Here is a 25,333-nt window from a genome sequence, read left to right as displayed (position 1 = left end):
TCGGGCTATTCATTTACTTTGGGAGCATAATGTCATGTTTGGGAAAAAAGCTCTGTCCAGGTTTTCGTTGTCGGCGAAAACTTTATTGGCTGTTTGTTCCGCGTTGTTGGCGCTAGGAACAGTACACTCTGTCTCTGCCATTAACTTAGCTCAATCGCCACTGTTTTTGGCTCAGCCCGTGCGGCCTATCATGATGTTGAATATGTCTAACGATCATCAGCTTTTCTTTAAGGCCTACGATGATTATTCTGATTTAGACGGCGATGGTTATGCCGATACAACTTACGACAATGATTTGTCATATTACGGTTATTTTGACGAAAACAAATGTTACAAGCACGCTGGCGGCGCGTTTCGGCCAACCGGCAATACCGGTGATCATTATTGTTCGGGTAATAATTGGAGTGGTAACTTTCTGAACTGGTCAACTATGACTCGGATAGATACCGTGCGTAAAATTTTATATGGCGGCAAACGTTCGACAGATGAAGCGGGCAGCACCATTCTAGAGCGTGCAATGTTGACGCAGGATGCCCACTCATTTGCCAAGTATTATAACGGTTCGGACTTATCTAGTCTGACGCCCTATAGCGTACCTACGGGCGACGACAGCATTGCCGCCTCGGGCATTACTATCTGTAATACCACGGACCCTAGCAACAGAGACCAACAATCTCAAGATGTAAACTCACCGCCTTTGATGCAGGTGGCAAAAGGCAATTACTCTTTGTGGGCGAGTAACGAGGGGTGGCAATGCCGCTGGGGAAATGGCAGTAACGACAATGAATCTTCGTTGTCGGGTATTAATGCTTACTCTGATAGCCCAAAAAAGAGCTCTGCAAGGCTGGATGATTTAATTGTTCGCGTTGAAGTATGTAACCCAAATCACATGGATGAAGAGAATAACGAGGGTTGCCTAGCGTACGCGGGCGGTGGTTTAAAGCCGATAGGTTTGCTGCAAGAATATGGTGAAGACGATAAAGTATACTTTGGCCTGATTACCGGATCTTACGGTAAGAACAAGTCCGGTGGTGTGCTGCGTAAAAATGCAAGTTCTATTACGGATGAAATTAATACAAATGGTACATTTAAACTCCCTGCAAATGGTTTGGGGATTGTAGGTACGCTGGATGCTATACGTATCTCGCGTTATAGCTTTAGCTCGGGACAATATAATAGCACTGATAACTGCCCCTGGGAGATGGCGTCTTTCGGTGACGGAAGCTGTAGCAACTGGGGTAATCCTCAATCCGAAATGTACTTGGAGTCCCTACGGTATTTGGCGGGCAAAAATGCCAATTTTTCGGTTAATGATAATAACTATATCGATGGGTTGGTAAGCGTTGATTGGCAAGACCCGATTGATGAGGCGGTGAACTATTGTGCCCCCTTAAGCGTTTTGCAGTTTAATGCTTCCACTAGCTCGTATGACTCTGATCAGTTGGGCGGTTTTAGTGATATCGCAGGTGGTAAAACTCTCGACGCTTTAACTAATATTGTTGGTGGTAATGAGTCGATTCACGGTAATCAGTTCTACGTAGGTGAGTCCGGTAGCAACAATGATCAGCTCTGTACTGCAAAAACTATCAGTAGCCTTTCAAACGTGAAAGGTACGTGTCCAGATGCTCCGAGACTAGGTGGGAGCTACCAAATCGCCGGGCTTGCATACCATGCTAGGCTTAACGGTATTTCAGAAAATAGAGAACCTGTACAAACTTTTGGTGTGGCCTTGGCGCCCGCCGTACCTCGGGTGGATATTCCGGTGCCAGGCGTGGCGGGCAAGACAGTGAGTATTCAGCCTGCTTGCCGAAATACCACACCCACACCCGATGCTAACTGTGCAATTGTAGATTTTAAAGTGATTGCGCAGGATCACGAGGGTGAAGTATATGACGGTCAACTTTATGTTAACTGGGAGGACAGCGAGCAGGGAGGCGACTTTGACCAAGATATGTGGGGCGTTGTCAATTATCGCGTGACGGCCACGGAAGTTGATGTTACTACTCAGGTAATTGCTCAATCCACGCCTAATAGCATGGGGTTTGGTTATGTCATTAGTGGTACTACCCAAGATGGTTTTCATGTCCATTCGGGAATTAACCATTTCTCGTACGATAATCCGATTAATTCTGCATTAAGCTGTAGCAGCTCGGGATCTAATCAGTGTCATTGTCGAGACTCCTACAAAGGTCGGTGCACCAGTAGCTACGCAAGTGCAACGACTCAAAACTTTGACATTGGTACCTCGACGGCTAAGCCATTGGAGCAGCCGCTCTATTATGCCGCCAAGTGGGGAGGCTTTCCGAAAGAAGATGAGAATGGCAATGAGCTGACTGAACCTGACGCAGGTTATCCGGATAAAAGCTACTTCTATGCCACCGACCCAGGTGAGTTGGTCGAATCCCTGAGAAAGGCTTTTGACACTTTTGTAAGCGGTCTGGGCTCAGCCAGCGCCGTGGCTGCGGCAAACTCTACTCAGGTGGGTACAGATACCATGACCTTCCAGGCCAGCTTTAATACCGAAGGCTGGACGGGTGATCTGAAGGCTATTCCAGTCACTGATAGTGGTTTTGGTTCGGTTATTTGGTCGGCTGCCCAGATGATGCCGGAGGCTTCTAGTCGTAATCTGTGGACATACAATGACGATGACGAGAACGGTGTCGCTTTTGAATGGGGCAATTTGAGCCAATCGCAAACAATAGCTTTAAATGGTGATGACGGATTTGGTGAGGAGCGTGCCAGCTGGGTAGCAGGGGCGGCGGTGCCTGGTTTCCGTGAGCGCGATACCTTGCTTGGGGATATCGTTAATTCCAGTCCCAAATTTGCGGGTTCTCAAGACTACGGTTTTGGCATGAGTATTTTTGATGGCAATGGCCAAGATAGCTATAGGACTTTTGTTGCTGGCAAAGATTCAGAAACCGTATTTGTGGGTGCCAACGACGGCATGTTGCACGCCTTTAACGCTAGTAATGGGGCAGAGGAGTTTGCTTATATTCCCTCTACGGTTTATGAGCAACTTGAGGCTATGAGTGATAAAGCTTATGGAGGCTCTTTAAGTGAACATCAATATTCCGTTGACGGCCAACTTTTTGTGGGCGATGCCTATATCGGCGGTACTAACGGCGGTTGGCGCACCATTTTAGTAGGCACCTTAGGGGCAGGCGGTAAAGGGTTATTTGCGCTCGACGTAACAGATCCAGCCGGCTTTGATGCCGAGAATATTTTGTTTGAGCTTAACGAGAAAAATGCTCCAAAAATTGGCAATATTACCGGCACACCGATTATCGCGCCCATGGCCGATGGCAGCTGGGCTATCGTTACCGGCAACGGCTACAATAGCGATGATCGCAAGTCCCGTTTGGTGATTATTCCGCTGGATGGTAGTTATACCCCTACCTATATAGAAACAGATGTGGGTGGTGATAATGGCTTGGCTGAACCTTCTATAAGGACCGGTAGTGGTTTTTTAGCTCGTTTTGCTTATGCTGGCGATTTAGCTGGGAATATGTATAAGTTCAACCTAATGGATAACACGTTGGATTATGTGCTTTTTGAAGCGAAAGGTAGTGAGGGCAATTCCCAACCGATTACGGCGGCACCTGTATTAGGCTTAAACCCGGTAATTTCTCCCGTCACACCGCCTACCATGGTGTACTTTGGCACTGGTCGGTATTTAACCGAGGGTGATCTGAGCTCTACCTCAGAGCAAAGCTTCTATGGGATTGCCGACGAGGGGGCTTTGGTGGGACGTGATGAGTTGCTTCCTAAAAGGATTACCACGGAAACAGGAACCACACGACAAGTTTATGAAGGCGAAGGTGATAATGGCTACGAGATCGATTGGGACACCTATAATGGCTGGTTGTTGGACTTTAATACCGTTGGGGGGGAGCGTGTCGACAGCAAGCCTATTTTAACTTTTGATCAGCTAATCTTTCCCACGGTCATACCTTCGGCCAGTCCATGTGATTTTGGTGGCAGCAGTTGGTTAATGCGTTTAGCTGGGGTAGGCAACGGACCGTTTGAACGGCCTTGTACAGGACCTGATTGTGGAGAACCTTGTACAGGACCTGATTGTGGAGAACCTTGTACAGGACCTGATTGTGATAACAAGCCACCAGGTGAGAGGGAAGAAAACCTTACTGAGCTGACTGGCCCTGTTGTTTGTGAGGGGGCGAGCTGTGGCCCCTGTGATGGCGAACCTTATATTATTAAACAAAATACCGATGGCAGCACGGAAATTGCCTGTCAGGAAGATCCGAGTATTGTGAAGGGCCGTCAAAGTTGGCGACAAATTCAATAAGAGGGAAACGTTGTGAAAAAAGAGTCAAGTCGGGGGTTTACCCTTATTGAGCTTATGATTGTGGTAGCGATTGTGGGGATTTTGGCGGCTATTGCATACCCCTCTTATATGGGCAGTATACGAAAAAGCAATCGGGCCGACGCCAAAGTGGCGTTGAATGATGCTGCGCAGCAGTTGCAACGCTGTTATACTTTGGATAACTCCTATGCAAATTGCCAAATTGATACCACTTCACCTGAGGAGTTTTATACTATTGCTCTGAATGCAAATACCTCGACCTACAGTTTGACGGCTACGGCGGTTAAAGCCCCACAAACTGGAGACACCGGCTGTATTAACACTATGGGCTTGAACAACTTAGGCCAAAAAACGCCAAACCCAGACCCTAAAAATTGTTGGTAAGCTGATAGTGTCCGGGGCTGGACTAATCATCCAGCCCCAACTTTTGCAGCCGATACCGTAACGACCTAAAGCTCACGCCTAGTTTTTTTGCCGCTTGAGTCTTATTCCAGCGATTAGCCTCCAGTGCGCTGCACAGTACTTCTTTTTCAATCTCTTCTAGATACTCATCCAGAGATTCATGCTCTAAACACCGTTGAAAGTGGTCGGGTTTTGCGTTGTTGCCAGCTTTTGTGGGGGCATCGTCGGTGGCGATGGTAGAGGCTGCGGTTGGCAATTGTAAGTCAGACTCGTCAATACAATCGCCTTCGCACAAGGTAAATGCGCGTTCTAAAATATTCTCTAGCTCACGAACATTGCCTGGAAATGAGTAAGCCATAAGAGCCGTTAACGCCTTGCTTGATAACGCGGGTGGCTCATGCCCTACCGAGCGCGCTATTTTGTTGAGTAATCGCTCGGCCAGTATGGGGATATCTTCTTGGCGCTCGCGCAAGGCGGGAACGGCCAGCTGAATAACATTGAGCCGGTAGAATAAATCTTGGCGAAAGGTGCCTCGAGCGACTTCTTGTTCGAGGCTTTTATGGGTGGCGCAGAGAATCCGCACATCGGTGGCTATTTCTCCTGCCGCGCCGACGGGACGCACGGTTTTTTCTTGAATAGCACGCAGCAGCTTCACTTGCATATCCAATGGCAAGTCGGCGACTTCATCAAAAAATAATGTGCCACCTTCTGCCGCTTTAAATAGGCCGGGTTTGTCTTGGTGGGCGCCGGTAAAGCTGCCTTTGACGTGGCCAAATAATTCGCTTTCAAGCAACTCACGCGGAATGGCACCGCAGTTTACTGCGATAAAAGGCGCGTCTGCCCGCGGACCCAGGTTGTGAATGGAGTGCGCAACCAGTTCTTTGCCCGAGCCTGATTCGCCGCTGATATAAACCGGCGCCTGTGAGCGCGCAAGCTTATGTATGCTGGCACTTAGGCGAACAATGGATGACGACTCGCCGGTCAGTAGGGTCGTTTTGTTGGACGGTTCGTTGGGTAGGTCGCCCGATTGGATGGCAGTATTAACAAGTTTGCGTAGCGTTGTTAGGTCGACGGGTTTAGAGATGAAGTCAAACGCGCCGGCTTTCATCGATTCAATCGCAATGTCGACGTTGCCGTGAGCGGTTATAACGGCTACCGGCATGCGCGGCTGATGCTGCTGAATATGTTCGACAATCTCTAAGCCGTTGCCGTCTGGTAGCTTCATGTCGGTTAAGCAAAAAGAAAATGTTTGTTTGGCGAGCAGTGCCTTGGCGTCGCGAATAGTCGCGACGCTGCGTGTGTCGATTTGCATTCGCCCCAGTGTAATCTCTAACAGTTCGCGAATGTCGGGTTCGTCATCGATGACTAATGCGGTTTTCTCGCTCATTGTTGTGCCTTGTCTGGGTGTGCCATTTGCAAAATAAAGCAGCTGGGTTGCTCATCGTCACACTGGTAGTGGAGAAAGGCCTGATTGGCCTCGCAAAGCTCTTGGCAGATAAACAGTCCCAAGCCTGAGCCAGTGCTCTCTGTGGTAAAAAAGGGCTCAAAGATATGTTTTTGGTTGTCTGGAGCGATTCCTGGCCCTTTGTCCACGATCTTAATATAAGGTGTTTGCCGGCTCGGTTCGATACCGATCACTAAGGTCACCGGCTCTTGGCAATCTTGCGGTGTGTAGCGCAGTGCGTTTTCGATAAGGTTGGTGAGTATTTGCTGCAAGTGACTCGCATCGAACGTTGCATGCACGGGGATGGTATCAAATTTCAGTCCGATATCCATCTGGCTGTCGCGGTCGTGTTCATCGATAAACTGCTGTGCCCAATGGGTAAGCTCCAGGGTGGTTGGCGTGGCCGTTTTACGACGCGAGACCTGTAAAATATTTTCAATAATCTGGTTAACACGCTTGGTGTGGTTGCTGATTATCTCAAGTAAGCGACGGTCATCGTCAGGGATTTGCTGCGACTCGCCCAGCAGCTGGCTGGCGTGACTAATGGCGCCAAGTGGGTTACGAATTTCGTGGGCGATGCTGGCGGTAAGACGCCCGAGCGAGGCGAGCTTTAGCTGCTGTGCTTGCTGAATAATGGCGCGGTTGTCTTCGATAAAAGCCAGCGTATCTTCGGTTTTACCAAGCTCTAGATTGGCTAAGCTAATGCGCAGTTCGTTGGTTGGGCCATAACGATTGTCGACGATGTCAGAGCCCTGTGCACGGCCGGTGCGCCATTGCTCTAGCTGGTTCTTGAGGGTAGGTATTTGGTTCAGCGATAAGCTGACGTCACCTGCGTTCTGCAGGCCCAGTAGGGTTTGCGCGGCCTCATTAATTAGCTCGATGTCGTCGTTTTTGTTTAGTACGACGATCCCCGTACGCATTCTCTCGACAATGAGCCGGGCGAGTTTTTGGAGGTGAGCGATATGCTGCGCGTGTGCCGCCAGCTTGTCGCTGCTGTCTCTAATTTTACGGGTGACGTACTGAAACGTTAGCGCCGTGATAAAAATCATCGCTCCGAGCGAGCCGGCGACAAACAAGGCTTTAGAGTCCACTCCTGAAACCAAGTGATGGACAAGGCTCTCGCCGATAAGCGCAATGGTGGCTAGCGCGGCCATAAATACCGCAAGTTGTGCCGGTAGTAGCATGCCGGCTGCAGCCACCGCAACAATAAGCAAATACCCTAAGCCGCTGGTGGCCCCCCCGCTGGCGTACATGATTAGGATCATGCTGATGATATCGCTAAGAATGGCCAAAAATCGTTGCTGTAACGTGGGAGTGCTTCTGTTGCGCCACAAAGTGATTAAGGTGACGAGGCTGACAATGGTGTAGGTCCAGGTGGTGTAGACGAACAGCGAGGCGTTTTCACTGCCCAGAACATTGCTGGCGAGGTTACTGCGATAGATTAACAGCAGTAAACTGCCCAATAGCACGCGATAATAGGTGTACACCCGTAACAGTTGATATGGGTCATAACTGGGATCTATCGCTGTATTAATGGATTTCATAGGTATTATTCTGGGCCGTAAAGTTGGCTTGGTTGAGATAAAAGCCGATAAGGCGATTGTACAGCATTGCTTGAGTGCAACGATTCAGCCTACACTCAAAATTGGTCTAGGCGGATTAAAAAATACACATTTTTGAGTGTGAACTGACATATTTTGTTTTAGTCAGCAGGCTTTGCCGGTCATTTAGGCTGTTACCGCCAAGGTAGAATCGTTGCGCTTTGCTTAATGCAGGCCTTTATCGGACAATATGGCGCCTTAATCGGGGTTGGCTGCAAAGAGGGCAAGGCATGAGTAAAGTCGTCGTATGTATGGCGCAAATAAATACGCTGGTTGGGGACATTCCGGGTAATACCGGTTTGGTGTTAAGGGAGGCGCAGCGAGCGCTGGATGAATATGCGGCGGACGCTGTGTTGTTCCCGGAGTTGACTCTGACGGGTTACCCGCCAGAAGACCTGTTGTTGCGGCCATCGTTGCAGTTACGTATCGATCGGGCCCTGAACGTGTTGCTCGATGCAGCGCTGCCCATTACCTTGATTGTTGGTTACCCCCGGGTGGTAGCTGGACGCATTTTTAATATGGCCGGTGTGATTGCCGGCGGCCAGCTGATTACCGAGTACGCCAAACAACACTTGCCGAATTATCAAGTATTTGATGAGGTGCGCTACTTTGTGCCGGGTGATAAAGTCTGTGTATTTGATTTAAAAGGCATTCCGACAGCCCTAAGTATTTGTGAAGACATTTGGCAGAGTGAGCCTATGACTCAGGCGCGCGATGCTGGCGCTACCTTGATGTTAAATCTTAATGCTTCGCCTTTTCACCAAGGTAAAGCGCGCGAACGAGAGCAATTGCTTGAGCAGCGTAGCCGCGAAGGCAAAATGCCCATTATTTACACTAATATGGTGGGTGGGCAGGATGAACTTGTGTTTGACGGAGGCTCTATGGCCGTGAATCACAACGGTACTGTTTGCGCCCGTGCGCCCGCATTTGCGCCTGCCTTGTTACCCATTAATATAGTGTGTGGCGCCGGCGGGTTAGAGCTGGCGCAGCACTCCTTGGCGCCGGAGCCCTCGAATTTGGCGGCGGTGTACCAGGCGTTGGTGCTGGGCTTGCGCGATTACGTGCAAAAAAATCGCTTTAAAGGCGTCGTGCTCGGTCTATCTGGTGGCATTGATTCGGCGTTAACGCTGGCAATTGCCGTCGATGCATTGGGCGCTGATAACGTCGAGGCCGTCATGATGCCGTTTCGCTACACCTCTGAGTTGAGTAAAACCGACGCGGCTGATCAAGCCGAGCGTATGGGCGTGCGCTACCAGTCTATTAGCATCGAGCCAATGTACGATGCTTTTATGGCCGCGTTGAATGATGAGTTTGCCGGTACAGCGGTGGAGACAACCGAGCAGAACTTACAGGCGCGCTGTCGCGGTGTTGTGTTGATGGCTATCTCAAATAAGAAGGGCTGTTTGGTGTTGACCACGGGCAATAAAAGCGAGTTGGCCGTGGGTTACTCGACCTTGTATGGCGATATGGCTGGTGGTTTTGATGCGCTTAAGGATGTACCTAAATCGTTGGTGTTTAGCTTGGCGAAATATCGCAATGCGACGGTCGAGGTGATCCCCGAGTCGGTGATCACCCGGCCGCCTTCGGCCGAGTTGGCGCCCGACCAAAAAGATGAGGACTCTTTGCCCCCTTATGACGTGCTAGACGCTATTTTAGCGTTGTATGTAGAGCGTGACTTTAGCGCGGATCAAATTGTGGCGGAGGGGTTTGCTCGCGAGGATGTCACCCGTGTTGTGCGCCTAGTGGATATTAACGAGTACAAACGGCGTCAGGCACCCATTGGCCCAAGGATTACCCAGCGCGGCTTTGGCCGCGATAGGCGTTACCCTATTACCTCTAGGTGGCAAGCGGGCGAGTAGCCGCTGGGTAATAAAATCGCGGCCATAAAAAAGGGCGACACGTTCAAGTAACGTGCCGCCCTTTTTATGCGTTTGTCGGGGTGTTACTGAGTCGCACGCGGTGCGTCTTGGTACTGAGGGTCGTAGACCCGGCGTGAATCAAAGCCGCGCGGGTCGCGCTTATCAAACAACCCAAAGGTGACCATGCTGAGCCAAGAGCGCTCGCCACTAACGTCGCCATGCTGAAAGTCAAACTCGCCGCTTTTATTAAAGGCCGGATGGTCCGGATAGTTTAAGCGCAAAACGGCCAGTGTTCGATCCGATAGCTCGTCCATTTCCAGCAAATGGTAACCTTGCACCATAACCGCTAGCGCGTCGGGTACGGCGGGCGTCTCTTGGTAGTTTTCTAGCACGTACTTACCGCGATTGATTGATGCGAGATACGCCCCACGCTTGAAATAATAGTTGGCAACGTGAATCTCGTAGCGAGCCAGGCGGTTGCGCAAGTAAAGCATGCGTTTTTTAGCATCGGTGGCGTAGGGGCTATCAGGGTAGCGGTTGAGTAACTGGGTAAAATAACTCAGAGACTCTCGGGCGGCGCCGGGGTCGCGCTGGGTCTGATCGAGTGGCATGATCTGTGACAGAAAGTTCTCGTCTTTGCTGTAAGCCGCCAAGCCTTTCATATAATAGGCGTAATCAACATTGCGGTGTTGCGGGTGCAGACGAATAAAACGATCGGCCGAGGCGGTAGCCGCGTCGGGTTCGCCTGAGCTGAAATGGGCGTAAATCAGCTCAAGTTGCGCTTGCTCGGCATATTTGCCAAAGGGAAAATGCTCCTCCAGCAGCTGTAAAGAGCGGATGGCGCTCTCCCAGCGGGAGCGCTCAAGCTGCTCTTGGGCCGATTCATACAAATCGGACTCCGAGGTGAAGTCCTGTTGCTCATTTGAAGAACACGCACTGAGCAGGACCAAAAAAAGACCGGCAATTAAAAAAACTAGGGCTCGCATAGGGTTACAACTCATAATTCGTTATCATCGCAGCGCCAGTGGGCACTAAGAGGGTTGTTTTAAAACGTTCCGAGCAAAAGCCGGACGGAAAAGTAAGCGAAAATGCGTCGTTTATACTCGATAAGTGCGCATTTGAGCTTAATTTTACTGTCTGGAGGCCGAGCTAGTCGTTTTTCTACAGTCTCCAAGCCCGCTATTTAAACACAGTCGACGCCCAAGCCAAAGCAGGCAGGGTGCGACCAGATCCGTAAACTGGGAGCCAGGTTGGGAATGACCGAAACCATAGAACACAGTGCCATCGTACCGGCACAGATGCACGGGCTGCGCTTAGACCAAGCGGCGGCAACCTTGTTCCCTGATTATTCCAGGGCGCGCCTGCAAAGCTGGGTTAAAGCTGGGCAGTTAACCGTCGATGGTTGCCAAGTGCGCCCGCGGCACAAATTATTGGGGGGCGAACGGGTGCAGCTTGAGGCCGAACTGACCCCCGAAGGCGAGTGGCTCCCCGAAGAGATTCCTCTCGACATCGTTTTTGAAGACGAAAGCCTAATGGTGATTAATAAGCCCGCCGGCATGGTGGTGCATCCGGCCGCCGGCAATTACAGCGGGACACTGGTCAATGCGCTATTGCATTACTGCCCCCCGCAAGCAAATTTACCCCGCGCTGGTATTGTGCACCGGCTGGATAAAGACACTAGCGGCTTGATGGTGGTGGCGAAAACGTTGCCCGCTCATGCCAACTTGGTGGCGCAACTGCAAGCACGTACGGTCAGCCGCGAATACGAGGCGCTGGCTTGCGGCGATATGACCGGTGGCGGAAAAGTCGACGCACCTATTAACCGACACCCACGGTTGCGCAAGCAAATGGCGGTGGTGACTCATGGTGGTAAAGAGGCGGTGACTCACTATCGGCTGCTGGCGCGTCTGAGTGGCTACAGCCATTTACGATTAAAGCTTGAAACCGGTCGCACCCATCAGATTCGGGTTCATATGGCGCATATCCGTCACCCCTTATTGGGCGATCCGGTGTATGGTAAACGGCCCAGCAAGCTGCATACGTTAGCGCGCGAGCTCGCGACAACTTTGCGGGATTTTCCCCGTCAGGCACTGCACGCTGCGCAATTGGGGCTTGATCATCCCGTTACCGGAGAGTACATGCAGTGGCAAGCACCTTTACCCGAGGATATGGCGCAGCTGCTACACGCGCTACACAATCCCGATGAGTAATTGGATTCCAGAGCATTACCTCGTGCCAGAGTGGCCCGCGCCGGCATCGGTGAAGGCCGCTGTTAGTACACGGTGTGGCGGCAGCAGTGAAGGGGGCTATTCGAGTTTCAACCTCGCCGCTCACGTTGGCGATGATAGCGCTTCGGTTTTGTCTAACCGTCAACAGTTATGCGCTGAGCTGGCCTTAAGCGCCGAGCCCCAATGGCTCGAGCAGGTGCATGGGATTAAAGTGGTTGAGGCTGAAAACGACGACCGTGTGCGTACCGCCGATGGCGCGGTGACGATGCAGCGTGGTTTGCCTTGCGCTGTATTAACCGCTGACTGCTTGCCTATCCTGTTGTGCGACCGCCAAGGCACCCAAGTGGCGGCGATTCACGCCGGCTGGCGATCACTGGCGGCGGGTATAGTGCCGCGTGCAGTGGCGCGCTTTAAGGCGCCGCCCGATCAAATAATGGCGTGGCTGGGCCCCGCGATTTCGGCGGATCACTTTGAGGTGGGCGTCGATGTGCTAGAGGCTTTTTTTGATACGGCTGGCAGCGTTACACACAGCGATGCCATTGCCGCCGCCATACGGCCAGGAAATCGCCCTCTGCATTTTTACGCCGACTTATTTCAATTGGCGCGCGCGGCATTGTCCGAGTGTGGCGTAAGCTCGGTCTACGGCGGCGGAATATGCACCTATAACGATGCGGAGCGCTTTTACTCTTACCGACGTGACGGCGATACCAGTGGCCGAATGGCGAGCATTATTTGGTTGGCGAGCTCCTAACGGTAGTAATATCAAGCGTAACGGCCCGGTGGCTCTGATATAATCGCGACTTTTAAGCGCGGAGCAGCAATGTCTAAGTTCTGGAGCGATGTCGTTCGTGAGATTGAGCCCTATGTGCCGGGCGAGCAGCCTAAAATAGCGGGGCTGATCAAGCTCAACACCAATGAGAGTCCTTACCCGCCATCGCCAGAGGTGGCAAAAACCATCGATCGTGACGCTGTTGATCAGCTGCGCTTGTACCCGGACCCCAACGCCTCTGAGCTGAGTCAGGCACTGGCCGACTACTACCAGCTTGATGTTGGTCAAGTGTTTGTGGGTAATGGCTCTGATGAAGTGTTGGCCCAGTTGTTTATGGCGTTTCTACAGGGGCGCGGCACAGTGCTTTACCCCGATATCAGCTACAGCTTTTACCCCGTTTATTGCCAATTATTTGGTGTGCCCGCTAAAACGATTCCGCTGCGGGAGGACTTTAGCTTGGCGCTTGCGGATTATTCCACTGAAGCGGCCGGCATTATTTTCCCCAACCCCAACGCACCCACCGGTATGGGGGTGGCGCTGGATGAGATCGAGCAGTTACTAAAAGCACGCCCCGATACTCTGGTGGTAGTGGATGAGGCTTATATAGATTTTGGCGGCGAGAGCGCCGCGAGCTTAGTGTCACGCTATGACAATGTATTGGTGGTGCAAACCTTTTCTAAGTCGCGCGCCTTGGCGGGTATGCGAGTTGGGTTTGCCTTGGGGCAGCGGAGCTTAATTGAGGGTCTGGAGCGTGTAAAAAACTCATTTAACTCATACCCGCTGGATCGCTTGGCACAGCGTGCTGCTACGGCGGCAATACAAGACGATGACTACTTTAAGGCCAGTTGCGCCAAGGTGGTGGCGACCCGCGACCGGATGACAAGTAGGCTTGAGGCGCTGGGCTTTACTGTACTGCCTTCACAGGCCAACTTTATCTTTGCTAAACCGCCCGCCGCTGTGTCGGCCGAGACGTTGGCGGCGCAGTTGCGCGAGCACAAAATTTTGGTGCGCTATTTTAACCGCGAGCGCATCAGCGATTATTTGCGTATTACCGTGGGTACAGACGAGCAGATAGACACTTTATTGGCTGTAGTAGAGTCGCTGCTAAAAGGCGCTTAATGCCACAAGGCTTAGGTGAAGGTGGCTTGCGACGACGTTTATGAGGCGTACACCGTCTTAGCGCTTGCACCCGCGGTTATATTCTAATAAATTGAAGTTATTAAACGATCTCTTAACGCTCTGTTACGCGTATAAGGGGCGGGCTAGGGGGTAACCGAGTTAAATAGTTAACCGGTTTCACCACAGGGCATGATAGCGTCTGTATTCACTCCTATAATCAGGGGTGTTAACCGCTATGTGAATCGTTACGTCTCTTGTGGAATGTTATGCAACACAAACTCAGTGCCGTCGAGCTGATTAGAAAGTATCAGACTCTTTTTAAACGGCTCAATCATAAGCAGATCGCTCAACGTCTGGTGGGGCTGGTTGCTGCACGCCCGGGCGTGATTCGTGCAGCCCTTTTGCTCGATTGTGAAGGTGAGTTACAAGTCGATGCTGTTGCGCTGGCCGCGGGCGATAACGCGCCTAATACGCACTCTATTAACACCCCTTTGTCCCAGCTTAATAATTTTCCTACCGATTTTATTGCCCGTAGCTTTGCTGCGCAGCAAAACCAATACGGAACAGGTGGCCCTGATATTAGCTGCGCTATCATCCCGGTAGAAGCTATTGATGCACCTGCGGCGGCATTTTACCTAGAGTGTAGGGGCGATGAGCGCGTTTTGCGTGAAAGTGTGACAGCGCTTGAGCCTGTGTGGTTGATTAGTGCGTTGATGGTGCGGCAAATTGCGGATATGCGCAGTCTGGCGCTGCAGTCCGAGCGCAACAATGATGCCGAACGCGCTCTGTGGGCCAGTGAAACCTACCTGAATGCCATTTTGCGTTATTCCCCGGCGTTGATCGCGGTTAAAGATTTAAATGGCAACGTGGTGATGGCGAGCGAGCATTACAAACAGTTGGCCAACATTGGGGATGAGTCGCTTGTGGGTAAAAAAGCCCAGGATATTTATCCCGCGCAACTGGTTGAGTCGTTAAAAAACGTCGAGGCCGCGGCGTTAGATAAAGGCCGCCCCTATGAGACTGAGGTGGACTTGCCCCATAAAGACGGCAGCGTGCACACCTACTTGGTAGTGAAGTTTCCCCTTAGTGATCGCAGCGGCGAAGTGTTTGGCGTGTGTACGATTTGTACCGATGTGTCGGATCGAAAGCTCGCCGAAAGCGCGCTTCGCGAGCAGCAGTCTAGGCTGAATTATATGGCGTTTCACGATGCCTTGACCTCTCTGCCGAACCGCTCGCTCTTCTACGATCGTATTTCGCATGGTTTAGCGCGATCGGCGCGAGCTGGCAGTAAGCTGGCCTTGATGCTGCTAGACGTAGACCGCTTTAAAATCATTAACGACAGTCTCGGACACGATGCCGGGGACGTGTTGCTAAAGGCCATTGCCGGGCGCCTGAATGAAGGTGTGCGGGATATGGACACGGTTGCCAGACTCGGCGGGGATGAGTTCGTGGTGGTGCTTGAAGGTGTCCACGACATTGAAGATGTTCGGTTTATCGCCAATAAACTGTTGGTGCAGCTAGCGCGGCCGATTGAGGTTTCCGGCCACGAGATCTCGATAACCGCCAGCATAGGTATTAGTGTTTACCCCGATGACGGCGAGGCGACTGACGAGTTATTAAAAAACGCGGACATCGCCATGTACAAGGCGAAAGAGGCGGGCAAGAACAACTGCCAGTTTTACGCCACGGGCATGAGCGCTTCGGCCGTTAATTACCTGTTGCTAGAAAACGACCTGCGCCGCGGAATCGAGCTGGAGCAGTTAACTTTACACTATCAACCCCAAATTGATTTTAATACCGGCCAGCTGACAGGGGTTGAGGCGCTGGTGCGTTGGCAGCATCCAGAGCGCGGCTTGGTGTCACCCGCCCACTTTATTCCTCTGGCAGAAGAAACCGGTTTAATTGTGCCACTTGGAGAGTGGGTGTTGGGCGCCGCCTGCCGACAACAAAAAGCATGGATTGATGCCGGCCAAAGAGTCCCGAAAATAGCCGTTAATTTATCGACCCGACAATTTCGCCAGCGCGACTTTCCAGGAAAGGTTGCAACGATTTTACGCGAAACCGGATTGCCGGCTGAGTATTTAGAGTTGGAAATTACCGAAAGCTGCGCCATGGAGCACGCCGGTGAAGCGATCAATCAGCTCAATCAGTTGCATCAAATGGGGTTGTCGCTCTCTATTGATGACTTTGGGACGGGTTATTCATCTCTTGCCTACTTAAAGCGTTTCCCCATTGATAAGCTAAAAATTGACAGCAGCTTTATTCACGACTTGCCGCTCGACATGAATGATGCGGCTATTGCCAAGTCGATTATTGCCTTAGCCCACAACATGCAGTTAACCGTAGTGGCAGAGGGTGTCGAGCAGGTTGAGCAAGCCGACTGGCTGCGTGAACAAGGATGCGATCAAGCGCAGGGGTATTTTTACGCTAAACCCATGGCGCGCGAAAGTTTTGCCGAGCATTTTACCGCCAGCGGTGAGTTTTCGTTTAACGCAAATGTAGTGTCTTTAAAGGGGCTGGCCTAATGGCGACCAGCGTCGTGGTTAGTCTTCCAGTGAGTCATCCTGGCCGATAAAAAATGGTTCTTCCTCGTCGCCAGAGCTACCGAAGGTATCGTGGAATGTGGCTACCTGATTGGCGACTTGATGTATTTTTTTGCTGTAATTGGCCAGATGAAACAAAGCTTCACCCTCGTGTACCAGAGGTAAATTGGTTAAGCCGATAACAATGGATTCGGCCGGCGCCAGTACCGCCTTCTGCCCTAAGCCTACCGGATCGGAGATATACGCAAGCACGGTGCCTTTCTTTACTCTGGCACCTAAGCGAACCATGGTGCGCATAACGCCACTGTTGGGCGCACGCACCCAGCGGCTGTCATCGGCGATGGTAACCGTGGTCGGCTTGGCAGGCCTAACTTTGCGTGGCAGCATGTTCAGTTCACGCATGATGTTAATGACGCCGCGCGTGCCGGCACGAATGCTAAACTCATCAAATCGTAAAGCCTCGCCGGCTTCGTACAGTAAAAAGGGTATGTCTCTGTCGGCGGCCGCTTGGCGCAGCGAGCCCTCGCGCAGCTGGGCGTCTAAGATAACAGGTGAACCAAACGCGAGTGCCAACTCTTGAGTCTCGGACTGACTTAAATCGGTTCGAATTTGCGGCAAATTGGTGCGGTGACGAGCGCCGGTATGCAAATCGATACAATGGGTGGCGTGGCAGAGAATTTTATCAATTAACGTGTAAGCGACCCGTCCGGCCAATGAACCTTTTAGGCTGCCCGGAAAACAGCGGTTGAGGTCGCGACCGTCGGGTAAGTAGCGCGATTGATTGAGAAAGCCGTGCACATTAACCACCGGGATGGCCAGTAAAGTGCCTCGCAGCTTGCTGAGTTGTTTGCTGCCGAGCACCTGGCGAATAATCTCAACCCCGTTGATTTCATCACCATGCACGGCGGCGGTTAGCAATAGGCAGGGGCCCGGACGCTTACCATTAATGACATGTACCGTTAGCCCCACGTCGGTGTGGGTGTACATCGCCGCCAGCGGGATATCAATGCTCTTGGTTTGCCCCGGTAAAACCTGCTCTCCACCAATCGTGACGGTATGGTTTGCTGCCATTGGGGATTAACCTTTGCCTTTGGTGCGGTTGGCGTGTGGGCGGGCATTTTCTTCGATGTATTTGATGATCTCTGTAGCGACATCTTTACTTGTTGCGCCCTCGATACCCTCAAGCCCGGGAGAGGAGTTCACCTCCATAATCAAGGGGCCGCGTGAAGAGCGCAGAATATCCACCCCCGCGACTTTTAAGCCCATTGTTTGTGCCGCTTTAATGGCGGTGGTGCGTTCGTTCGGGCGCAGCTTAACCAGTTGCGCACTGCCGCCGCGATGCAGGTTTGAGCGGAATTCGCCATCGGGGGCGGTGCGTTGCATTGAGGCTATGATTTTAGTGCCAATGACTAAGCAGCGAATATCGCTACCACCGGCTTCTTTAATAAACTCTTGCACTAAAAACTCAGCGCGCAACTCACGAAACGCCTCAATCACACTCTCAGCAGCTTTGGCGGTTTCGGCTAAAACGACGCCACGGCCTTGGGTGCCTTCACACAGTTTAACCACGAGAGGGGCGCCACCCACTAACTGAATAAGCTCTTTGGTGTTGTGAACATTGTGGGCAAAGCTGGTGCGAGGCATGCCCACGCCTTTGCGCGATAGCAGCTGCAGGGCTCGCAACTTGTCTCGCGATCGACCGAGTGCCACAGATTCAGTTAGGCAATACACACCCATCATCTCGAACTGCCGGATCACCGCCAATCCATAGTGGGTTACCGATGCGCCGATCCGTGGAATAATGGCATCAAACCCTTCAAGTTCTTGCCCGCGGTACCAGATGGCGGGTTTGGAGGGGGTGATGTCCATATAGCACTTTAGAATATCGATAACATGAGGATCGTGACCGCGCTCTTTACAGGCTTCTATTAAGCGACGGGTAGAATAGAGTTTGGCGTTGCGAGATAAAATGGCAATTTTCATTTAGAGTCCTAATTAATTTTTATGTGTGATCGCTACTAATAACGGCGGCTTAACCTGGATTAAGGGGCGTTTAGCTTGTCGCCACCACACAAAAATGATTGTTGAGGGTCGACCGTAAAGTGTCCATTTAGGGTGTTGCGTCCGAGCAACATTCTAAATGTCATGGTGTCGCGGTTGGTAAGCGTCATCTCTGTTAAGATCGTTTGTCCGCCTATCGTCAGCGCAGCTTCGATGACATAACGCACCTCTTTATGTCCGCCCGAGTCTGTTACTTCGCGCTGATCGTGGACAGGAGCTTCACAAATAATCTCTGTTTCATTGGATTTTTGCCGTGGGTGAAGACCAAAGCGAACCCACGCTTCACCTTCACGCTCAAAAGGCTCGACAAAAAAAGCGTGCAGCGCTGAAGTCTTTGCGCCGGTGTCTACTTTGGCTTTAATGTGTATACCGCTAAAGTCGGGCAAGTGTACCCACTCGCGCCAGCCAACAGAGTACATGTGCTTATCGGTCATGGGTTATTGCTACCTCAAGTGTTGATCTCTAACTATAGCAGTTATGGGATCGCGGATGCTTGTGTCATATCCTAGAGCATTATGGAAACCGTTAGTGCTCAAATGAATCACCTTTTAAACCCTAAGAAAAAAGCTAGGTAATGTCAAAAAACTGTGGTAAATAGCGTTTGTGAGCGTCAGGGCGGGTTTTACCACTAAAAACCGCTCTGAAATTAGCTTATCGATGTTTGTTCGCGACTCCGCTATTTTATGAGGTAAAAAGCTTATGTCCGTGGATCACGATGACGATACCCTGCTAGACGATGACGTAGACTCTGATACGTCTATCACCACAGCAAAAGAAAACAGCCTGCGGCAGCTGGCGATTCGGCGGCAACTGGAAGATCGCTTGGAACGCCGCCGGCTTAAAGATGAGCTCGGTTGTGATGAGCTGTGGGAGTTGGGTTACTAAAACCTACCGCTACAGTCTCGATTAGCGTGGAGGCGGCTGGTCTGCCTCCAGGTTCTTGTGCTTACACCTTTGAATCCCTCCTCTTTGCCACTCGCCAATGATTATGTGGCACATTTGTCATGGTTAACGACATAGTTAACACCGTGTGTTAGGGTTAAACTGTGAATTGCAAAATCGTAAAAATCGATTAGTAATATTATTGCTTGGCGTATTCTCTGTGCTGCAACAGTCAGTGCTAGGTAGGATACTTAAAAGGGCCGATGCTCAGTACAGATAAAACGCTCTAGAAAATATAAAATAAGAATGACGCCTTGGCGAGACTATTCGCCCAGTTAGGGTTAGAGGTCAGTTATGCCTACAAAAATGCGATTTGAAAAAGCGTTGCTAGTGCTGGTTGTACTGACGGCATTGGCGGTTTTAGGGCAAAAATGGGTGTTACAAGAAACCTTTGTTATTGACCCTACTGAGGGGCTCGACAATCGCTTATACAATGATCGCCTCTCTGGCGGTACCAGCCAATCTGAAATGATCTCGGGTGCGGCAGACTCCTATGTCTGGCGTTGCGATTTACATGCCACGGGGTACGCTTACCCCCACTGTGGTTTTGAAGTGCGGTTAACTGGCAGCTATACCCAAGGCATTAACTTTAGTAATTACCGAACGGTCAAAATTTGGTTAGATTACGAAGGCCCCAACGACAGCGTACGTATTTTTTTACGCAACTATAATAGCCGCTACAGTGTCGCGAGCGATGACACTACGACTAAGTACAACCAACTCGAATTCTCGCCTGCCAAGGATCAGGCTTATTACGAATTTAGCTTTGGCGACTTTTTTGTTGCCAATTGGTGGCTGCGTGAAAAGAATATTCCGCCTCAGCTGAGCCACCCTGAGTTTAACAATATAGTGAGCTTTGAGGTACAGACAGGCTCAGGCCACTTACCCGGCGAGCATCGTTTTGTATTGCGTCGCGTCGAGTTGGTCGGCCAAAGGTTTGATACGGCAGACTGGTACTTGGGGATTATTGTGGTTTGGGTGGTTATTGTGCTGTTGTTTCTTGCTTACCGAGTGCTGGAGCTTACGGGTGAGGTGCGTGAGCGCAAAAAACGCGAGCAGGAGCTGATGGATGTAAATCTTTTTTTGGATAGCCGTTCTCGTGAGCTTGAAGCGAAAACCAAAACGGATGCTCTGACCGGGGCGTTTAATCGTGAGGGTATTGAAGAGAGTATTAAAAACGGGCTTTGGGAGTGGCGCCATAGCGCCAAACCTTTGTCTATCGTAATGATGGATATTGACCACTTTAAAAAGATTAACGACCAATACGGCCATGCGGTAGGCGACGATATTTTAGCCGGTATATCCGCCTTGGTTAAAGAGCACATACGTGCGACGGATTTGTTTGCCCGGTGGGGAGGGGAGGAGTTCGTGCTGGTATGTCGCAATACTCGTATTCACTACGCGCAGCACATTGCCGAGAAGTTGCGAGCGATGATCGCAGAGCACAAATTTGATGGTGAGCTGCAAGTCACGGCAAGCTTTGGCGTGGCGACATTAACCGGTGGCCGAAGCGTAGAGCAGCTGTTTAAGGCGGCTGACGATGCGTTATATCAAGCGAAAGAGAAGGGCCGCAACCGCGTATTGAAAGAGGGTGATGATTAACTACCTTTTAGTTCTTTTTACAGCGCGTACGAAACAGCTTGCCATCCTCTAATCGCAGTGCGGTTAAGCAGCCACCCCAGACACAGCCGGTATCTAGCGCGATGACGTTATCCGCCGCTGCTTGCCCCTCTAATGCTGCCCAGTGTCCAAATACAATCCTCTCGTTACGACAAGCGTGCTGTGGATGGTCAAACCAGGGCAAAAACTCACCGCTACTCACCGCCGTTTTATTGTCTAAATCGAGTAAACCGTCAGCATCGCAAAAGCGCATTCGGGTAAAGTAGTTAGTAATCAGCCGCAACCGTGCATTGCCAATAAGCTTGTTTTTCCACTGGCAGGGTTTGTTGCCGTACATCTCGGCCAAAAAGTCGTTGATGTAATCGCTTTGCAGTACCGCCTCGACTTCTCGGGCGTGGGCGGTGGCTTGCTCCAAGTCCCAAATAGGCGGGATGCCAGCGTGCACCATGGTATAGCCAAGTGTTGGGTCGCTGTGAAGAAGCTTACAGTGGCGTAGCCAATGGATCAGCTCTTCGCAATCGTTCGCTTTTAAAAGCTGATCAAGGGTGTCAAATGATCCTTTGCGCTTGTGGCCGTAGGCGACGGCGATAAAGTGCAGGTCGTGGTTACCTAAAACGGCGGTGACTGCATTGCCCAATGAATACAGATACCGCAGTGTCGCCAGTGAGCTGGGCCCACGGTTGACCAAGTCTCCGGCAATCCACAAGCGATCGTGGGAAGGATCAAAATCAATTTTATCCAACAATCGCAGTAGCGGGTCGAGACAACCCTGTATGTCGCCTATTGCGTAGGTGCTCATGGTCGTATCGGTCTTATAGTCGCCGTGTTAGTTTATGGTGTCAGTGCAACGCGCCGGGCGGCACTAGGGCAAATGCCGGTATGGGGGCCGTAAAGGTCTCGCCATCGGGTTGGCGAAACTCGTAGCTGCCTTCCATAATGCCAGCAGGCGTTGCCAATATGGCGCCGCTACTATAGGTATAGCTGCAACCGGCGGGAATGTCCGGTTGTTGTCCCACCACACCAAGGCCCTGTACTTCTTGTACTTGATCGTTGGTGTCGGTTATAACCCAGTGGCGACTCAGCAACTGCGCCGCTTGGACACCGCGATTGTGAATCGTAATGGTATAGCGAAACGCGAAACGTTGTTGCTCGGGTTGCGATTGCTCGGCGAGAAAACCTGTGTCTACATCAATGGCAATGCTGGATGCAATATCGTTGCAAAATTCAGAGGCGGTATCAGTCATGGGCATTATTTTGTGAGTTCTTAAGGCGCTCGTCAATGGCGTCGCTTAGGGCGATAAATTCCGCCATGGTTAGTTGCTCGGCTCGCTTGGATATGTCGACGGGAAGGTCGTCCATGTCGGTGACATCAAGCAGTGTTTTGAGCGCATTGCGTAAAGTTTTACGGCGTTGCCCAAAAGCGGCGGTAACCAGCTTTTCTAGGGTTTTAATGTTACCCACCGTATGGGGCAATTCACGGTAGGGCGTGATACGGACAATGGCCGAGTCGACTTTAGGTGCTGGGTCAAAGGAGCCGGGCGGCACATCAAACAGCGGCTCGACGCGGCAGTAGTATTGCACCATCACAGACAATCGGCCAAAGGCTTTTTCGCCAGGGCAGGCGGCGAGCCGTTTGACCACTTCTTTTTGCAGCATAAAGTGCATGTCTTGCACTTTATCCGCAAAGCTGATTAGGTGAAAAATCAGCGGCGTGGAGATGTTGTAGGGCAAGTTACCAACGATTCGCAAGGGCTTATCGGCGCTGCCTAATTCGGCAAAATCAAACTTTAACGCATCGGCCTGGTGCAATGTGAAGCCTGGGTATTTATCAAAACGCACCCGCAACCACGGGACTAGGTCTCGGTCTAGCTCAATGACGTGCAAGGTTTCTGCACTGGCTACCAGCGGCTCGGTGAGCGCCCCTTGGCCGGGACCGATCTCTACCAAGGTTTCCCCGGGACGGGGGCGAATAGCGCTGGCGATACGGTGAATAACACCGTGATCGACTAAAAAGTTTTGCCCAAAACGTTTTCGTGCGCGGTGGGGGGAGCCCGGCGTAAAAGATGTTTTCATTGGTCGGCCTCGCGCCGCGCGTGGATCATGGTTTGGGCGTAATCAATGGCGGTTAGCAGGCTACCTTGGTCGGCTTTGCCGGTGCCGGCCAGATCGAGTGCTGTGCCATGATCAACCGATGTGCGAATAATGGGTAACCCAAGGGTAATATTAACCGCTCGACCAAACCCTTGGTACTTAAGTACAGGCAGGCCTTGATCGTGGTACATAGCTAATACCGTATCGGCGTTATTTAAGTGTTTGGGGGTGAAGAGCGTATCGGCCGGCAGGGGGCCGATTAAATCGTAGCCCTCCTGGCGCATGGCGCTTAATAAAGGCTCAATGGTATCGATTTCTTCGCAGCCTAGGTGACCGCCTTCGCCGGCGTGAGGGTTTAAACCGCACACCAGAATACGCGGCTGCGCAATGCCAAATTTTGTTTTTAAATCGTGCGCGGTAATGGTGATAACCTCGCGCAATAACGTACGGTTGATGGCGTCGGCGACTTCTCTGAGCGGGATATGAGTGGTGGCTAGCGCAACTCTAAGCCCATCAGTGGCAAGCATCATCACCACGCGGGGCGTATTGGTGCGCTCTGCAAGGTACTCTGTGTGTCCGCTGAAAGCGACGCCGGCATCGTTAATAATGCCTTTGTGGACTGGGCCGGTGACTAAAGCGTCAAAGTGACCAGTTTGGCAGCCATCAATGGCGACATCGAGGGTATCGAGCACATAGCGGGCATTGTTGCGATCGAGTCTACCCGCCGCGGCGCCGGCAGCGAGCGACACGGGTAGAACGTGCAACGTGCCAGCGGCCGGTATGCGGGGCGGGGCGTCGGCGCTAACGGTGACGATATTAACGGCTACGCCCAGCATTTGGGCGCGCGTCTCTAATAGCGTCGGGTCGGCAATAATAACAAATTCATGGTCGCTAGCTGTTTTGCTTAGCGCCAAAACCAGGTCTGGGCCAATACCCGCCGGCTCCCCTGGGGTGATGGCAATGCGTGCAATTGCTTGAGTCATTAAGCGCCACTGTCAGAGTCATTATCGTCAGCCGTGCTGCTGTCGAGGTCTTTAATGTCGAGATAAGCGTTTTCGCGTAACTCCAGCAGCCACACTTGCAGTTCTTCATCAAAGCGGCGCTCGCGCATCATCTGCGCCGCTTTATTGCGGATCACTACGTCGCTCATGTCTTCTTGACGGCGATCGGTGACTTGCAAAATATGCCAGCCAAATTGGCTTTTAAAGGGGCCGGCAATCTCGTCAATTTCGCTGTTGGCCATGGCGTTTTCGAAGGCGGGGACGAATGTGCCGGGGGTGGCCCAGCCAAGATCGCCGCCTTCGAGCATAGAGCCGATATCCTCAGAGTTTTCTCGGGCTAATTCGGCAAAGTCAGCGCCACCTTCGATTTGCGTTTTAAGTTCGGTGAGCTTCTCTTTGGCGGTTTCGTCATCCATGATCTCAGAGGTTTTGATCAGAATGTGTCGAGCTTTGGTTTGCTGTACCAGTTGCTCGCCACCGCCGCGCTGTTCGATATTTTTAATAAGGTGGAAGCCTGCGCCTGAGCGGATGGGCTTGGAGACATCCCCGACGTCCAGCTCGCTAACGACATCGCTAAACAGTTCGGGTAGCTGGGCCAGTTTGCGCCAACCTAAATCGCCGCCTTCTAGGGCAGTTTGGTCGTTCGAGTTGGCAATGGCCATCTGGCTAAAGTCGGCTCCATCTTGCAGTTGTTGATAGATGTCGTTGACCTTTGCCTCGGCTTCCTGCGCTTCATCGGGGTTGGCCGATGAAGAAACGCTAATTAGGATGTGACCCAAGTGATAATCAGGTGAGGTGGCAAATTTGCCGTCGCTGGAGGCGAGGAAGTTGTCGATCTCTTGCTCGGTAACACGGATGCGGTTATTTACCACGCCTTGCTGGACTTGATTGACCAGTAAATCGCGGCGCAGTTTTTCACGTAGTTGCTCGAGTGACATACCTTGGCTTAAAAGGTCGGCTGATAGCTCGTCCAGCGTGGTAAAGCCATTGTTGGCCATTACCTGTTGCAGTGTTTGGTTGAGTTGCTGGTCAGAGATTTCCATCCCGTAGCGCCCGGCCTCTTCTAGTTGCAGCTGCTCTAAAATCAGCTGATCTAAGATTTGTTGGTCGAGCACGTCCATGGGCGGAAGCTGATCATATTGCCCCTGGAGCCTTTGCAGAACGGAGTTTTTGCGCTCGTCAAACTCACTTTGCAAAACGACGCCCTGGTCTACGACGGCGATAACGCGGTCGAGTATTTCGGTCTCAGCGTTTGCGTTTGAGGCAATGCTAAGGCTGAGGGCGCCTATCAAATGAAGCAGGGGGGCTGCCAAGCTTTTCTTTGTCATAGTA

At 51.6% G+C, this 25,333-nt stretch carries 20 protein-coding genes and 1 pseudogene; 10 read left to right on the top strand and 11 right to left on the bottom strand.

All coding sequences use genetic code 11. From position 1 onward, the window contains the following. The first annotated feature begins 34 nt into the window (after positions 1–34). The 3 genes and pseudogenes from ACGHAD_RS13490 to ACGHAD_RS13480 all read left to right on the top strand — a co-directional run bounded on the left by ACGHAD_RS13490 (position 35) and on the right by ACGHAD_RS13480 (position 4,705). Positions 35–4,303, top strand: coding sequence for a pilus assembly protein (locus ACGHAD_RS13490; protein WP_382418160.1), 4,269 nt, complete (start codon positions 35–37; stop codon positions 4,301–4,303). Between the two features lie 12 nt (positions 4,304–4,315). Beyond that, a pseudogene (locus ACGHAD_RS13485) lies at positions 4,316–4,412 on the top strand (type IV pilin protein); the annotation flags it as partial. Next, a complete protein-coding gene (locus tag ACGHAD_RS13480; RefSeq protein WP_382418607.1) occupies positions 4,412–4,705 on the top strand; it encodes a type IV pilin protein in 294 nt (97 codons plus the stop codon). The pseudogene ACGHAD_RS13485 and the gene ACGHAD_RS13480, both read left to right, overlap by 1 nt. Positions 4,706–4,727: 22 nt before the next feature. On the opposite strand, the gene ACGHAD_RS13475 is transcribed toward ACGHAD_RS13480, so the two are convergent. Then, positions 4,728–6,110 carry a sigma-54-dependent transcriptional regulator gene (locus ACGHAD_RS13475; protein ID WP_382418162.1) on the bottom strand — a complete coding sequence of 461 codons (1,383 nt, stop codon included), beginning with the start codon at positions 6,108–6,110 and terminating at the stop codon, positions 4,728–4,730. Next, positions 6,107–7,711, bottom strand: coding sequence for a sensor histidine kinase (locus tag ACGHAD_RS13470; RefSeq protein ID WP_382418164.1), 1,605 nt, complete (start codon positions 7,709–7,711; stop codon positions 6,107–6,109). Before ACGHAD_RS13470 ends, ACGHAD_RS13475 begins: the two co-directional genes overlap by 4 nt. 287 nt (positions 7,712–7,998) lie before the next feature. Between ACGHAD_RS13470 and ACGHAD_RS13465 the strand changes: the two genes are divergently transcribed. Next, positions 7,999–9,627 carry an NAD+ synthase gene (locus ACGHAD_RS13465; RefSeq protein WP_382418166.1) on the top strand — a complete coding sequence of 543 codons (1,629 nt, stop codon included), beginning with the start codon at positions 7,999–8,001 and terminating at the stop codon, positions 9,625–9,627. 83 nt (positions 9,628–9,710) lie between these two features. Here ACGHAD_RS13465 and ACGHAD_RS13460 read toward each other — a convergent pair whose 3' ends face one another. Beyond that, complete coding sequence (locus tag ACGHAD_RS13460; protein ID WP_382418168.1) at positions 9,711–10,613, bottom strand: outer membrane protein assembly factor BamD; 903 nt, start codon at positions 10,611–10,613, stop codon at positions 9,711–9,713. A 270-nt stretch (positions 10,614–10,883) separates the two neighbouring features. Between ACGHAD_RS13460 and rluD the strand changes: the two genes are divergently transcribed. The 4 genes from rluD (at position 10,884) to ACGHAD_RS13440 (ending at position 16,268) form a co-directional block, all read left to right on the top strand. Beyond that, the gene (gene rluD / locus ACGHAD_RS13455) at positions 10,884–11,837 is read left to right on the top strand and encodes a 23S rRNA pseudouridine(1911/1915/1917) synthase RluD (protein ID WP_382418170.1); all 954 of its coding nucleotides are present in this window, start codon (positions 10,884–10,886) and stop codon (positions 11,835–11,837) included. Beyond that, on the top strand, positions 11,830–12,606 hold the full coding sequence (gene pgeF / locus ACGHAD_RS13450) for a peptidoglycan editing factor PgeF (protein WP_382418172.1): 777 nt from the start codon (positions 11,830–11,832) through the stop codon (positions 12,604–12,606). Before rluD ends, pgeF begins: the two co-directional genes overlap by 8 nt. A gap of 69 nt (positions 12,607–12,675) precedes the next feature. Further along, positions 12,676–13,743, top strand: a complete 1,068-nt coding sequence (gene hisC, locus ACGHAD_RS13445; RefSeq protein WP_382418174.1) for a histidinol-phosphate transaminase — start codon at positions 12,676–12,678, stop codon at positions 13,741–13,743. A 266-nt stretch (positions 13,744–14,009) separates the two neighbouring features. Further along, a complete protein-coding gene (locus ACGHAD_RS13440) occupies positions 14,010–16,268 on the top strand; it encodes a putative bifunctional diguanylate cyclase/phosphodiesterase (protein ID WP_382418176.1) in 2,259 nt (752 codons plus the stop codon). A gap of 18 nt (positions 16,269–16,286) precedes the next feature. Here the strand turns inward: ACGHAD_RS13440 and ACGHAD_RS13435 are convergent, their stop codons facing one another. Genes ACGHAD_RS13435 through ACGHAD_RS13425 form a run of 3 tightly spaced genes read right to left on the bottom strand, consistent with a single transcriptional unit; the run spans position 16,287 to position 18,781 of the window. Beyond that, the gene (locus tag ACGHAD_RS13435; RefSeq protein ID WP_339615924.1) at positions 16,287–17,357 is read right to left on the bottom strand and encodes a succinylglutamate desuccinylase/aspartoacylase family protein; all 1,071 of its coding nucleotides are present in this window, start codon (positions 17,355–17,357) and stop codon (positions 16,287–16,289) included. 6 nt (positions 17,358–17,363) lie between these two features. Beyond that, positions 17,364–18,269 (bottom strand): 30S ribosomal protein S6--L-glutamate ligase, encoded by a 906-nt coding sequence (rimK, locus tag ACGHAD_RS13430; protein ID WP_339615925.1) that lies wholly within the window; start codon positions 18,267–18,269, stop codon positions 17,364–17,366. A 59-nt stretch (positions 18,270–18,328) separates the two neighbouring features. Then, a complete protein-coding gene (locus ACGHAD_RS13425) occupies positions 18,329–18,781 on the bottom strand; it encodes an ATP-dependent zinc protease (protein WP_339615926.1) in 453 nt (150 codons plus the stop codon). Positions 18,782–19,046: 265 nt separating this feature from the next. Here ACGHAD_RS13425 and ACGHAD_RS13420 point away from each other — a divergent pair, with 265 nt between their 5' ends. Next, positions 19,047–19,232, top strand: a complete 186-nt coding sequence (locus ACGHAD_RS13420) for a PA3496 family putative envelope integrity protein (protein ID WP_339615927.1) — start codon at positions 19,047–19,049, stop codon at positions 19,230–19,232. A gap of 351 nt (positions 19,233–19,583) precedes the next feature. Further along, positions 19,584–20,891 carry a GGDEF domain-containing protein gene (locus ACGHAD_RS13415; protein WP_382418179.1) on the top strand — a complete coding sequence of 436 codons (1,308 nt, stop codon included), beginning with the start codon at positions 19,584–19,586 and terminating at the stop codon, positions 20,889–20,891. Positions 20,892–20,898: 7 nt separating this feature from the next. Here ACGHAD_RS13415 and ACGHAD_RS13410 read toward each other — a convergent pair whose 3' ends face one another. Genes ACGHAD_RS13410 through ACGHAD_RS13390 form a run of 5 tightly spaced genes read right to left on the bottom strand, consistent with a single transcriptional unit; the run spans position 20,899 to position 25,329 of the window. Further along, positions 20,899–21,708, bottom strand: coding sequence for a symmetrical bis(5'-nucleosyl)-tetraphosphatase (locus ACGHAD_RS13410; protein ID WP_382418181.1), 810 nt, complete (start codon positions 21,706–21,708; stop codon positions 20,899–20,901). A 40-nt stretch (positions 21,709–21,748) separates the two neighbouring features. Next, positions 21,749–22,153: a Co2+/Mg2+ efflux protein ApaG gene (gene apaG, locus ACGHAD_RS13405; protein ID WP_339615930.1), complete on the bottom strand. Its 405-nt coding sequence runs from the start codon at positions 22,151–22,153 to the stop codon at positions 21,749–21,751. Further along, entirely contained in the window at positions 22,146–22,982 is an 837-nt protein-coding gene (gene rsmA / locus ACGHAD_RS13400; RefSeq protein WP_382418183.1) for a 16S rRNA (adenine(1518)-N(6)/adenine(1519)-N(6))-dimethyltransferase RsmA, read from the bottom strand. The genes apaG and rsmA overlap by 8 nt, the downstream gene beginning before the upstream one ends. After that, the gene (gene pdxA / locus ACGHAD_RS13395; RefSeq protein ID WP_382418185.1) at positions 22,979–23,983 is read right to left on the bottom strand and encodes a 4-hydroxythreonine-4-phosphate dehydrogenase PdxA; all 1,005 of its coding nucleotides are present in this window, start codon (positions 23,981–23,983) and stop codon (positions 22,979–22,981) included. Before pdxA ends, rsmA begins: the two co-directional genes overlap by 4 nt. Beyond that, entirely contained in the window at positions 23,983–25,329 is a 1,347-nt protein-coding gene (locus ACGHAD_RS13390) for a peptidylprolyl isomerase (RefSeq protein ID WP_382418187.1), read from the bottom strand. The genes pdxA and ACGHAD_RS13390 overlap by 1 nt, the downstream gene beginning before the upstream one ends. Between the last annotated feature and the right edge of the window lie 4 nt (positions 25,330–25,333).

Source organism: Gilvimarinus japonicus, assembly GCF_042847215.1.
GTDB lineage: Bacteria > Pseudomonadota > Gammaproteobacteria > Pseudomonadales > Cellvibrionaceae > Gilvimarinus > Gilvimarinus japonicus.
This window is presented reverse-complemented; position numbering and strand designations above follow the sequence as displayed.

Excerpts from the sequence above, each read along its gene's own strand:
- ACGHAD_RS13460 (WP_382418168.1), bottom strand. The coding sequence starts at position 10,613 with ATGCGAGCCCTAGTTTTTTTAATTGCCGGTCTTTTTTTGGTCCTGCTC.
- ACGHAD_RS13475 (WP_382418162.1), bottom strand. The coding sequence starts at position 6,110 with ATGAGCGAGAAAACCGCATTAGTCATCGATGACGAACCCGACATTCGC.
- ACGHAD_RS13425 (WP_339615926.1), bottom strand. The coding sequence starts at position 18,781 with ATGACCGATAAGCACATGTACTCTGTTGGCTGGCGCGAGTGGGTACAC.
- pgeF (WP_382418172.1), top strand. The coding sequence starts at position 11,830 with ATGAGTAATTGGATTCCAGAGCATTACCTCGTGCCAGAGTGGCCCGCG.
- ACGHAD_RS13470 (WP_382418164.1), bottom strand. The coding sequence starts at position 7,711 with ATGAAATCCATTAATACAGCGATAGATCCCAGTTATGACCCATATCAA.
- pdxA (WP_382418185.1), bottom strand. The coding sequence starts at position 23,983 with ATGACTCAAGCAATTGCACGCATTGCCATCACCCCAGGGGAGCCGGCG.
- apaG (WP_339615930.1), bottom strand. The coding sequence starts at position 22,153 with ATGACTGATACCGCCTCTGAATTTTGCAACGATATTGCATCCAGCATT.
- ACGHAD_RS13465 (WP_382418166.1), top strand. The coding sequence starts at position 7,999 with ATGAGTAAAGTCGTCGTATGTATGGCGCAAATAAATACGCTGGTTGGG.
- rimK (WP_339615925.1), bottom strand. The coding sequence starts at position 18,269 with ATGAAAATTGCCATTTTATCTCGCAACGCCAAACTCTATTCTACCCGT.
- ACGHAD_RS13480 (WP_382418607.1), top strand. The coding sequence starts at position 4,412 with ATGGGCAGTATACGAAAAAGCAATCGGGCCGACGCCAAAGTGGCGTTG.
- ACGHAD_RS13390 (WP_382418187.1), bottom strand. The coding sequence starts at position 25,329 with ATGACAAAGAAAAGCTTGGCAGCCCCCCTGCTTCATTTGATAGGCGCC.
- ACGHAD_RS13490 (WP_382418160.1), top strand. The coding sequence starts at position 35 with ATGTTTGGGAAAAAAGCTCTGTCCAGGTTTTCGTTGTCGGCGAAAACT.
- ACGHAD_RS13440 (WP_382418176.1), top strand. The coding sequence starts at position 14,010 with ATGCAACACAAACTCAGTGCCGTCGAGCTGATTAGAAAGTATCAGACT.
- rluD (WP_382418170.1), top strand. The coding sequence starts at position 10,884 with ATGACCGAAACCATAGAACACAGTGCCATCGTACCGGCACAGATGCAC.
- ACGHAD_RS13410 (WP_382418181.1), bottom strand. The coding sequence starts at position 21,708 with ATGAGCACCTACGCAATAGGCGACATACAGGGTTGTCTCGACCCGCTA.
- ACGHAD_RS13435 (WP_339615924.1), bottom strand. The coding sequence starts at position 17,357 with ATGGCAGCAAACCATACCGTCACGATTGGTGGAGAGCAGGTTTTACCG.
- rsmA (WP_382418183.1), bottom strand. The coding sequence starts at position 22,982 with ATGAAAACATCTTTTACGCCGGGCTCCCCCCACCGCGCACGAAAACGT.
- hisC (WP_382418174.1), top strand. The coding sequence starts at position 12,676 with ATGTCTAAGTTCTGGAGCGATGTCGTTCGTGAGATTGAGCCCTATGTG.
- ACGHAD_RS13415 (WP_382418179.1), top strand. The coding sequence starts at position 19,584 with ATGCCTACAAAAATGCGATTTGAAAAAGCGTTGCTAGTGCTGGTTGTA.
- ACGHAD_RS13420 (WP_339615927.1), top strand. The coding sequence starts at position 19,047 with ATGTCCGTGGATCACGATGACGATACCCTGCTAGACGATGACGTAGAC.